This window comes from Rothia sp. (in: high G+C Gram-positive bacteria) (genome assembly GCF_015265375.1).
Lineage (GTDB): Bacteria > Actinomycetota > Actinomycetes > Actinomycetales > Micrococcaceae > Rothia.
The window spans coordinates 61,079-72,839 of the sequence record NZ_JABZXW010000002.1; the positions used below are offsets into that span (position 1 = coordinate 61,079).

The 11,761-nt window shown below is 55.4% G+C and carries 6 protein-coding genes; 1 reads left to right on the top strand and 5 read right to left on the bottom strand.

Annotation, left to right across the window (positions count from 1 at the left end; genetic code table 11):
• The first annotated feature begins 162 nt into the window (after window positions 1-162).
• Complete coding sequence (locus HXO69_RS00850) at window positions 163-3,492, top strand: Fe2+/Zn2+ uptake regulation protein (protein ID WP_296544727.1); 3,330 nt, start codon at window positions 163-165, stop codon at window positions 3,490-3,492.
• A gap of 584 nt (window positions 3,493-4,076) precedes the next feature.
• Here the strand turns inward: HXO69_RS00850 and tuf are convergent.
• From tuf to HXO69_RS00875, 5 genes are all read right to left on the bottom strand, one after another.
• Window positions 4,077-5,267, bottom strand: coding sequence for an elongation factor Tu (tuf, locus tag HXO69_RS00855; protein ID WP_005504946.1), 1,191 nt, complete (start codon window positions 5,265-5,267; stop codon window positions 4,077-4,079).
• A gap of 200 nt (window positions 5,268-5,467) precedes the next feature.
• The gene (gene fusA, locus HXO69_RS00860; protein ID WP_296544729.1) at window positions 5,468-7,582 is read right to left on the bottom strand and encodes an elongation factor G; all 2,115 of its coding nucleotides are present in this window, start codon (window positions 7,580-7,582) and stop codon (window positions 5,468-5,470) included.
• 72 nt (window positions 7,583-7,654) lie between these two features.
• A complete protein-coding gene (gene rpsG / locus HXO69_RS00865) occupies window positions 7,655-8,125 on the bottom strand; it encodes a 30S ribosomal protein S7 (RefSeq protein ID WP_005504941.1) in 471 nt (156 codons plus the stop codon).
• Window positions 8,125-8,499 (bottom strand): 30S ribosomal protein S12, encoded by a 375-nt coding sequence (rpsL, locus tag HXO69_RS00870; RefSeq protein ID WP_005504939.1) that lies wholly within the window; start codon window positions 8,497-8,499, stop codon window positions 8,125-8,127. The genes rpsG and rpsL overlap by 1 nt, the downstream gene beginning before the upstream one ends.
• Window positions 8,500-9,135: 636 nt before the next feature.
• Entirely contained in the window at window positions 9,136-11,241 is a 2,106-nt protein-coding gene (locus HXO69_RS00875; RefSeq protein WP_296544731.1) for a neutral/alkaline non-lysosomal ceramidase N-terminal domain-containing protein, read from the bottom strand.
• Between the last annotated feature and the right edge of the window lie 520 nt (window positions 11,242-11,761).

Sequence of the window (11,761 nt, forward strand, 5' to 3'; positions counted from 1 at the left end):
TGCTCTTAATAAAGCTTTTAGCTCTAAAGACTCTCGTATCGTAGAAGTATCACTACAGCCTAAGGAGAAACCATGTCTCAGCCGACACAACCTCATCAGGCATCCTCTAGCTCTCACTCTTCGTCTCTGAGCCCTCAGTATGCTCAGCCGCAAGGTCTCGGTTTGTACGTTCCCCCGTCCCTGTCGGGTCCGTATCCTCAGCCTCCTGCGCAGCGACGCCGAGTCAATGAGGATATCTTCCTCAATATTGTTCTGTACATTGGTTCGCTCCTGCTCATTGGTGCTGCGGGCCTTTTTGTCACCTCGGTGACTTCTTCTCAGGATGAAACAGCTATCTTCCGTGTCCTCGCAATGGCGCTTGGAGCAATTGTCTTCTACGGAGCCGGCCTGCTCACCTACCGTTTCGTAGAGCGCCTGCGTATTGCCTCCTACTCTTTTGCAGCAACGGGTCTTGCGTTTATTCCTCTGACCGGCGTTGCTATCTATGTCCTCAAGATTTGGACTGAAGGACGCTACATCTGGCTCCTCACGTCTCTGGTTGGCACTGCAGCCATTGTTGGAGCCTGCGCCCTCATGCGTAACCGCGTGATGGCGTACCTGCTGATTTCGTTCATCGTTTCAGACTCGTTGGCAGCTACGAAGGTGGCGGCTCTGCCTTTCGTTTGGTATTTCATTTCTCTGACTGCCGTTGCCACTGTTCTGGGTTTGATCTTGCACTTTGCCCCGAATGCTGCCCCGAAGGGTATCCGCGAAGGTCTTGTTGATTCTTCCCGTATTTTCGTCCCGGCTACTGCCGTCGCCATTTTCTTCTTTACCAACGATCTGAGCTACACGGATGCGGGTATTGCTTTTGCGGTTATGTCTGTGCACGCCATTCTGTTCACCTGGCTGAACGGCACGGCGGATTACTACGCCCAGGCACGCATCTACCCGATTGCGTCCATTCTCTCCTTCATCATGGACTCGGATCACGGCCCGTGGTTCCCCAGTATCTTCTTCGTCTCTGTTCTGGTTGTTAACCTGATTTCTGCCTACGTGTTTATTCCTCGTCTGCAGAAGACTATTGCTGGTTCCGCTCCTGCTACTGATGAACAGCCCGAGCAGGTGCAAAGCACCCCGGCTATCCCCTGGGCGAAGGAAGCTATTCACCAACCCGCTCGCAAGATAGAGTGGTTGCCGGCAATTGACGCATGCGTCGGCGTATTCTTCTCCTTCTTTGCTCTCCTTGATGCCTTCTACACTGCTCACGTCGCTGATAGCGTTACCTACGCAACGCGCTGGAGCGCCTTCCTTCCCTACGCAGAAGGCAATCAAGGTATCTTCCCCGCCCCCTGGGTTATCGGTGTCCTCTGCATCGTGAGCTTCTTGCTGTACCGCAAGGCAATTCAGCCTCTGGTGCTCATGAGTTTTGTAGCGCTCATTCCTGTTATTGGCATGTACGCCTCCCCTGGCAACCAGGGAACGTTCTACCTCTTCTTTGCCGCGGCTGTAGTCATCTATCTGGTCAGTGCTAAGGCTCCCGAGGCACGTACCGCTGGAGCGGTACTGAGCAACATCGGTTATGCCATTGGTATGATTCAGCTCTTCCTCGCTCTCATTCCTGAGATGCAGACTTCTGAGTCGCTTTTGATGTTTGCGTTGGTCTGCGCCGCTATTGCGCTGCTGACTTTTGTCCTCTCTCAGGGCGTTGCAGTACAGAACGCAAGCTACCGTCTTGTAGAGATGTCGGTCTACCTCTTCTTGGGCGTTTTTGCTCTCTTCGTTGGGTACGTAGCTAACCATGCTGATGGCGGAGCACATGGCCGATTCTGGGTTGGTTTCCCGCTCTTCTCGGGTGCCGTCCTCTTCTTGAGCGTCCTGAGCGCTCTTATTCTGGCCCGCGCGCTACGACTTTCGGATGTTGGTTCCTTCCGCTCCACGCTTGTCATGTTTGTCCGTATCGCGTTCTACGCGACTCTGCTTATCGCGACGATTGGCTCGCGACACTACCTGCTGTACGACTTGCAGAAGGAGTACATTGCTGTAGCACTGCCGGCGCTCCTAACCGTCGTTTATGGTGCGCTTGGTTTCTTTATGCCGGTTGGCTCTTCGATTCGTTCGGAGCTACTCACCGTTGCGCGATTCCCCATCTGCTGGTCGGTCATTCTGCTCGCGATTACCGGCAATATGAAGGAATCGCTCGTAGACTTCCTCGTACTTGCACTGCTGGCGGTTCAGGCGCTGTGCAGCGTGCTACTCTATGCGTACTCCAAGCGAAACTACGAAGCATACGCGGCGGCGATTTTCTTCACCCTTGGTTCTGTCCTGAGCGCAGGCCGTTTCATTGGCGATTTTGATAATCTTCTGTTCGCGGTAGCAACTCCTGCTATCTTCATCGCTGTATGGGTGCTTGCCCTTATCTTCAGGGTCTCCCGCATGCAGATTGGTGCCTCCATCAGCATCACGACTTTCTGCATCGGTGCTCTGTGGAATCTCTTCAACACGAGGGAAAGCACAATGGAGATGACTCTTCTGGGCTACTACGCTCTGATTGCCGTCATCATCCTGTTCGTTCTGAAGGTCACGCTCCCGATTGAGGTCTTCGGTGTGAACGCTAATGTTCGTCCGCGCATCGCTGTCCCGGTTGGTAATACGATGGTTGATTTGCCGATGCACGGCCCGTTGGGTGCCCCTTACGCGCGTTTCCTGTCTCGTCGTCCCCTGAGCCAGGGTATCTATGCACCGGTCAATACGCTGCTGATGATTCCCGCTCTGGCGACGCTGGGATTCTACACTTTCGTTGGGCTGGTTTTTGAGCCCAGGCAGGTGGAGCTCAACGCACTTCTCTGGGGTCTGGGTGCTCTGTCCTTCGTATCTGTCACCAAGGCGAAGAACCTGCCGATTGTCTGCACCACGGCGTTCAGCCTCTTCATCGCCCGTCTGGTCATTGATTACTCGAAGTCCAACCCCCTGAGCGTCATTCTTGAGGTTGCTCTCCTGATTATGCTGGCTGTTGTGGCAGCCAAGGTCCTCAAGAACTTCATCGCAAAGAGGCCTGTAGATACGCAGGTATCGGATTCTCCTCTGTACTGGGCTTTGGGCCTGCAGGTGTTCCTCACCCTGGTAACGTGGGCAGTTCCCGCTGACGGTCCGGATATCGTGGTGCTGGTACTCGGCATTGCCCTGACTCTTCTGAGCGCTCTGCTGCTCGACCGAGTATGGACCTATATTGCAACTGCGCTAGTCACCCTCGACCTGGCAATTTTGCTCAACGGTCTGAACCCCCTGACCCTGCTGATTATCTCTATTCTGCTCATTGCCGGCGTTATCTGGCGTCTGCTGGCGCGACAGAATAAGCAGGATGTGGTAGCTCCGCACCAGGGTTCTGAGCAGCTTGAGGACTTCCCGCCGTCTCAGAATCAGCCGGGTATGTACCCTCAGAGCAATGTCCAGATGCAGCAGCCCCCGGCTCCTCAGCATGGCTACGAGCCTCGCCACGAGGAAAACATCTAGCTATCAGCACGTATAGCTTCTATTCCTACGGCATTCTGTAGTAGGATTACCTATGTCCCTTCCGAGGGGCAGTCATTCGAATTGCGGTTCCCAGCCTTTGGGCTGGGAACCGTTTTTCTTTGCCTGCAAACCCTATTCGCATCTGCAACGTCTATCTCGCGTCCTTTTGCCAGCGCCTTGAAAATGTATGGACATTCAAGAACGGTAAGCCAATGACAGCGCATCTGTTCCCCTATGCCCTGCTACAGGTCTGAGGCACGGGTGTGCGATACTGCTACCGCTCTGAGGATTCCTCACCATTGGCTCCTCACCGCTGAGGCTCCAATCTTCTCCCTTATCTTTTAGCGTGGGTTTCTGCCGCACAAAAGCGCTGAGAGCTTGTTGAAGGGCGTCTATAGCGCCCAGGACGTGGTTAGGAGGTTCTCCCGGCAAGAGGGATACACCTGCCTCTTTGCAGCCTTCAGCAACCCGCAAAGGGCATAACAAAAGGACCCCCGCAGATGCGGGGGTCCTTGAGTATCGCTACCTGATGGAGAGTCTCCCCTCCGGCAGATCTTTAGCGAATTGTCGTAAATTTACGGCAATTACTTGATGATCTTGGTAACGCGACCCGAACCAACGGTGCGGCCACCCTCACGGATAGCGAAGCCGAGGCCCTCTTCCATTGCGATTTCCTGGATCAGGGTAACGGTCATCTCGGTGTTGTCACCGGGCATAACCATCTCGGTGCCCTCGGGGAGGGTGATAACGCCGGTCACGTCAGTGGTACGGAAGTAGAACTGAGGACGGTAGTTGGAGTAGAAGGGGTTGTGACGGCCACCCTCATCCTTGGAGAGGATGTAGACGTTTGCCTCGAACTCGGTGTGGGGGGTGATGGAGCCCGGCTCCACGACAACCTGACCACGCTCGACATCGTCACGCTTCAGACCACGGAGCAGCAGACCACAGTTCTCGCCTGCCCATGCTTCGTCGAGCTGCTTGTGGAACATCTCGATACCGGTAACGGTGGTCTTCTGGATCGGGCGGATACCGACGATCTCGACCTCGGAGTTGATCTTCAGGGTACCGCGCTCTGCACGACCGGTAACAACGGTGCCACGACCGGTGATGGTGAAGACGTCCTCGATGGGCATGAGGAAGGGCTTGTCCTTCTCACGCACGGGGTCCGGAATGTAGGTGTCGACTGCGTCCATGAGCTCCTCGACCTTAGCAACCCACTCGGGGTCGCCTTCGAGAGCCTTCAGTGCGGAAACGCGAACAACGGGAGCGTTGTCGCCGTCGAACTCCTGCGAGGAGAGGAGGTCACGGACCTCCATCTCGACGAGGTCGAGGAGCTCTTCGTCGTCAACCATGTCTGCCTTGTTCAGTGCAACCAGCAGGGTGGGGACGCCAACCTGGCGAGCGAGCAGAACGTGCTCGCGGGTCTGTGCCATGGGGCCGTCGGTAGCTGCAACCACGAGGATTGCGCCGTCCATCTGAGCCGCACCGGTAATCATGTTCTTGACGTAGTCAGCGTGGCCGGGAGCGTCAACGTGTGCGTAGTGGCGCTTCTCGGTCTGGTACTCGATGTGAGCAATGTTAATGGTAATACCGCGCTGGCGCTCCTCGGGAGCGGAGTCGATCATACCGAAGTCGCGCTTCTCGTTCAGGTCCGGGTACTTGTCAGCCAGAACCTTGGAGATTGCTGCGGTCAGGGTGGTCTTACCGTGGTCAACGTGACCAATGGTACCGACGTTAACGTGAGGCTTGGAGCGCTCGAACTTAGCCTTAGCCAAGAGTGTTCCTCCTAGAACGATTGAAAACATGCACGCGGATCTTCGCTCCGGCGCATCCCGTTATAAAACGGTCTAGCGTCTACAATAGCGGATTACGCCGCAGAGATGAAACTGTTCATGCTCTCAATAATGGATTTAATTGAAAATTTTGGCGTGGGCCACAGGTTTTTGGCCCGTGGCCCACGGACAAGACGCGGAAATTACTCGCCGCGGCTCTTCTGAATGATCTCGTCAGCGACGTTCTTGGGAACCTCGCCGTAGCTATCGAATGCCATCGAGAACACTGCACGACCCTGGGTCTTGCCACGCAGGTCGCCAATGTAACCGAACATTTCGGTCAGGGGCACAATAGCCTTGATGATCTTAACGCCGGATGCGTCCTCCATGGAACGAACCTGGCCACGGCGGGAGTTCAGGTCGCCGATAACGTCGCCCATGTACTCCTCGGGGGTACGAACCTCAACGTCCATCAGCGGCTCGAGCAGGACCGGGTTAGCGCGCTTAGCGCCTTCCTTGAAGACCATCGAACCAGCGATCTTGAACGCCATTTCGGAGGAGTCGACGTCGTGGTAAGCACCGTCGATCAGGGTTGCCTTCACGCCCACCATCGGGTAGCCAGCGAGGACACCGAACTTCATAGCGTCCTGGATACCAGCGTCGACCGAGGGGATGTACTCGCGAGGAACGCGGCCACCGGTGACCTTGTCCTCGAACAGGTACAGCTCTTCGCCATCCAGGGGCAGGGGCTCGAAGGAGACCTGCACCTTTGCGAACTGACCGGAACCACCGGTCTGCTTCTTGTGGGTGTAGTCGACCTTCTCGACTGCCTTCTTGATGGTCTCGCGGTAAGCAACCTGAGGCTTACCAACGTTAGCCTCAACCTTGAACTCACGCTTCATACGGTCAACGATGATGTCCAGGTGCAGCTCACCCATACCACCAATTTCGGTCTGACCGGTTTCTTCGTTCAGCGAAACGGTGAAGGTGGGGTCCTCAGCGGAAAGCTTCTGGATAGCGGTGGACATCTTCTCCTGGTCACCCTTGGTCTTGGGCTCGATAGCCACGAAGATCACGGGGTCGGGGAAGGTCATCGACTCGAGAACGATCGGGTGTGCGGGGTCGCACAGGGTGTCACCAGTGGTGGTGTCCTTCAGACCGATCGCTGCGTAAATGTGACCTGCGGTGATCTCCTCAACCGGGTTCTCCTTGTTGGAGTGCATCTGGAAGAGCTTACCGATGCGCTCCTTCTTACCCTTGGTGGAGTTCAGAACCTGCTGGCCCTGAGCTGCGGTACCGGAGTACACACGGGTGTAGGTCAGCTGACCGTAGAACGGGTGAGCTGCAACCTTGAACGCCAGTGCTGCGAAGGGCTCCTCAGCGGATGCCTTACGGGTCAGCTTCTCTTCCTCGTTGGAGGGGTTGGAGCCGACAACGTCCGGAACGTCCAGCGGGGAGGGCAGGTACTCGATCACAGCGTCCAGCATGGGCTGAACACCGCGGTTCTTGAATGCAGAACCACAGAGAACGGGGAATGCCTCACCGGAGATAACCAGCTGACGGATACCAGCCTTAATCTCGGGGATGGTCAGCTCGCCCTCTTCGAGGTACTTCTCCATGAGCTCTTCGCTAGCCTCAGCAACAGCCTCAACCAGCTCAGCGCGGTACTGCTCAGCCTTCTCAACCAGGTCAGCAGGAATGTCCTGAACCTCGTAGGAGGCACCCATGGACACGTCACCCTTGGCGTCGCCGGGCCAGACGTATGCCTTCATTTCGAGCAGGTCAACAACACCGAGGAAGTCGCTCTCAGCGCCGATGGGGAGCTGAACAACCAGCGGGCGTGCACCCAGACGGTCGATGATGGTCTGAACGGTGAAGTAGAAGTCAGCACCCATCTTGTCCATCTTGTTGACGAAGCAGATACGGGGGACATCGTACTTGTCAGCCTGGCGCCAAACGGTCTCAGACTGGGGCTCAACACCTTCCTTGCCGTCGAACACAGCAACTGCGCCGTCGAGGACGCGCAGGGAGCGCTCAACCTCAACGGTGAAGTCGACGTGACCGGGGGTGTCGATGATGTTGATCTGGTTGTCCTTCCAGAAGCAGGTGGTTGCTGCGGAGGTAATGGTAATACCTCGCTCCTGCTCCTGAGCCATCCAGTCCATGGTGGAAGCGCCGTCGTGGGTCTCACCAATCTTGTGGTTAATACCGGTGTAGAACAGAATGCGCTCAGTGGTGGTGGTCTTACCGGCGTCGATGTGCGCCATAATACCGATGTTGCGGACCTTGTTAAGGTCGGTGAACACGTCAAGTGCCACGTTATTCTCCCTAAATGAGATACTCCGAAAGCCTGCCGACTCGAATCGACTCGGCAGGCTCTAAACGGAGAATTACCAGCGGTAGTGTGCGAAGGCCTTGTTGGACTCGGCCATCTTGTGAGTGTCCTCGCGACGCTTCACAGCGGCACCGAGACCGTTGGACGCATCCAGGATCTCGTTCATCAGACGCTCAGTCATGGTCTTCTCGCGGCGCTGCTTCGAGAAGCCAACGAGCCAGCGAAGAGCCAGAGCGGTGGAACGGCCGGGGCGAACCTCAACCGGAACCTGGTAGGTTGCACCGCCAACGCGGCGGGAGCGAACCTCGAGAGAAGGCTTGATGTTGTCCATTGCCTTCTTCAGGGTTGCGACCGGGTCAGAACCGGTCTTCTTCTCGACACCCTCGAGGGCGCCGTAGACGATGCGCTCTGCGACGGACTTCTTGCCGTCCAGCAGAACCTTGTTGATCAGCTGAGTGACCAGAGCAGAACCGTAAACAGGATCGTTTACGAGGGGACGCTTGGGAGCGGGACCCTTACGAGGCATTACTTCTTCTCCTTCTTAGCGCCGTAGCGGGAGCGAGCCTGGCCGCGACCCTTAACACCCTGGGTATCCAGAGCGCCACGAACGATCTTGTAGCGAACACCGGGGAGGTCCTTCACACGACCACCGCGAACGAGCACGATCGAGTGCTCCTGCAGGTTGTGACCCTCACCGGGGATGTATGCGGTAACCTCGACGCCGCCGTTGAGCTTGACACGAGCGACCTTACGCAGTGCCGAGTTCGGCTTCTTCGGGGTGGTGGTGTACACACGGGTGCACACGCCACGCTTCATGGGGTTGCCCTTCAGTGCGGGCGCCTTGGTCTTAACGACCTTGGGAGTCCGGCCCTTGCGGACCAGCTGCTGAATAGTAGGCACGTTTTCTCCGTTGCTTGATCAGGTTTCTCGTTAGAGAAGCCCGTATAAACTTACTGGCCCCCATCACGTTGGATGGGTGCTCTCGGTTATCAGAAACGCTCGGATGCATATCCGGTTGGTTTCTATAGGTTCCTCGACATCTCGGCGAGTTCTCAGGGCTAAAATTCCTCACCGTCAGAGGTGAAAAAGTTTTTGGGCACGCTTAAAAATGGCATTTAGGCGTCAGCAAAAAGCAACGCCAAAGGACGGTATCCATACTGCCATTGATTCATCATGCCCGTGCCCTCGGGATAATCCCGCGTAAACCCACCGGGGGTGGATCCTTGTGCACCGAGCTCAAGTACTTCGGATAAGACTATACAGGTTAAATCCCACTTAATCTAGCGCCAGATCTGGGATTCTTCGCTTTAATGCCCCGCCCAAGGGGTTAAACCCAATGATTTACCTCACTTAAATTACATTGTTGGGATTTACTCCTCCCTCGCCACCTTCTTGACGCACTTTAAAGCAGAAAGCCGCCAAGAACCATCTCAATGATTCCTGACGGCCTCAACAACTGCGGGAGGCGAGCGCAAAACTGCACCCACCTCCCGCAAGAGAGTATTCAGTTATAGGTTCACCGTAGCGACTGCCGAACTACACCACCTGGAAGACTCGAGTCTGCCCCTCAAACGGGGTAATAGTCTTCGAGTTCTTCTTGGCATTGCCGTAGTAACGGATGCGGTACTGGCCCTTAGGGGTATTTGCCGGAACGTTCCAACGCACCGTCACCTGAGACGCAGACACGCCAATGCGCTTCCACTCAAAGAAGGTGTCCGGGTTGTTATCCGCGGTGTAGTACTTCCAGGTATTACCCACACGACGCTCAATCACGAAGTAGCTACCATCGTGATGCATGTTGTTATTCGGGTGCGCACCCACAAAACGTGCTGATACCTCCTGACGGCCGGCAATAGCATCCTGGGGCTGCTGGGTCACCTGACCGTAGCGCGTACCAAACATCGGAGTGTCGTAGACGACCTTACCCTGCAGGCTAGCTATCGGGCGACGATCATTCGGACGATCACCGATACCCAGAGGGGTGCCGTTCTTCAGGGAAGTTCCAACAACGTTAATAGTCTGGCGGAAGGCACTGGAGGTGTAACGGCCAAAGAGGGTCGCACCGCCTTCGTACTGCTGCGAGTCGTATTCCTCAGGAGTCGTGACGTAGTGGTCGTAGGCATTGGTGTAGCCCTGCAGAATGATGTGCGATTCAGGAACGCCGAAGAGCTTGGCAGCATCCTGGCGGTACTGCACACCTACTGCACCGGTAAACTCGCCGGGCATACCCAGCAGATAGTAGTCACCGAAGCGCATAATCTGCACCGGATACTTTTCCTGAATGATCGTTCCATTTTTTGCAGAGAAGAGAATGCCCTTCGGCTGCTGACAACGCGTCTGCGCCGCACTCGGAGTGAACACCAAAGTACCCAGAATAGAGGGGCGACCCGAGCCTTCCTTATAGACAGCCCAACCGCCGCCGCCATCCTCAGTGGAACCCGCACCGAACGGAGTACCCAGGAAGCCCTGACAGGTGCGCTCATTCTGGCCGCTACCGGTGTACTTGGCATCCACGTTCATACCCGAGAAGTTGAAGTACGAAATGCGCGAATCCAGACCCTTACCAACCGGAGTACCCGAGCTCTTCAGCTGAGAACGCACGGCGTTAGCCTGCTTCTCACCCTGAATCTTCACGTTCTTGAACTGGTCATTGGTCGGCCCCTGGCCGGGCTTCAACCAAGTATTCGGGGAAACGTCACCAGCATTAGCATTCGCAAACGCCGCCACGAAACCATCGCCACTACCGGGAACATTGCGGTCAACACCGTGATCCTGAGTCTCCAGCAGGTACTCCGCATACCCCTTGTTATCGCTCGAAATCAGAGTATTCTTCGAGGTCAAAGACGTCGGGTGAATCGCGTACCAGTTCAGCACCGCACGAGTCTTGCCGTTACGCTCCAAACGCAGAGTCATATTGGTCGGATCGGTACCGCCAGGCAACTTGGAACGAAGCTCAGGAGAATCCAGATTAAACGCCTCACGGGAACGGTTAGCACCAACACCGGTCAGCTTCGAAGAAGAAATCGTCAGGTTACCAGGAGCCAAATCCTTGGTTGCCTGGCGGATTGCCTTCAGCGAACCGTCCACCTGGGCGTTGAAGGTGTCCTGATGGAAACCCAGAGTCGTAATGTTGTACAGACTCTGGTGCGTAATACCACCCGGAGTTGCGTGAGTGTGAGTCGCGGTAATCATAATGTTCGACTCGTCATACGCGGAGCCAAACTCTGCACGGATGCGCTTCACCAGTTCATCACGCAACGACTGCCAACTGGTCAGCGTATCAAGCACAACGATGAGGTTGCGCTTACCCGAGGCGCGGTCCACCGCAATGAAAGCACGTGCGTACTGACGAGTATGCACACCGCTACCCTTCTGGGAAGAGTCGCCGTAGCCCATGAAGCCGACTTCACCGGGCTCTCCGGTAATATCCGCCGCACCCGCACCTACCAGGTAGGGGGTAGCGCTAGCGCTCTGAGAAGCAGGGGCTGCGGTTGCAACCTGACCGGCGGGAAGAATTGCGGACGCCGCAATAAGGCATGCTGCACCAATGCGAGCAAGAGAGTGGGTGGGTGCCTTAAAACGCGAAAAAACAGAGGAGCGCTTTTGCTCCCCTGCAGACAAGGAGGAATTCTGTTCAGACATCTGAGGTCGAGATGCTCCGGAAGACAGTCGGGTACCCTGATTCGTAACCCGTCCGGAAGAGAATGGAGTGATATGCATGCTTTCAAGAATAGAACCTAGTCAAAGGGCTTTCCAAGTTGAATTAGCATTATTCAAATATAGAATATTTATTCTTTATATAACCCAAAGAAAAACGAGCAAGTATTCTATATATGGCATTATTAGGGCGAATTACAAGGGGTCTCACAATATTTGACCGCCATCTAATTTCTTGCCCATTCAAGAAATTTTCCCAGTTTGAAAAATCATGCACTCCAATAATTTTTTCATAAATAAATCCGTCCACTAGGCAAAAAATATGCAACCTTCCCCTGAAGGATAAAGAATATTAAAGTACCGGTTAAAAGAAAGTCGCCTCTCCCCCACCTATTCGTTAAACAACAAAGAACGCGGATACCCGAGACAAACTCGAATATCCGCGTTCTTTATCAAGGACCAAGCCGGGTCTCTAAACCTCCAACCTGCCCCTCACGGCAGAAGC

Bases quoted from the DNA above. Each gene is read 5' to 3' on its own strand.
- rpsG (WP_005504941.1), bottom strand. From the start codon at position 8,125: ATGCCTCGTAAGGGTCCCGCTCCCAAGCGTCCCCTCGTAAACGATCCT.
- HXO69_RS00875 (WP_296544731.1), bottom strand. From the start codon at position 11,241: ATGTCTGAACAGAATTCCTCCTTGTCTGCAGGGGAGCAAAAGCGCTCC.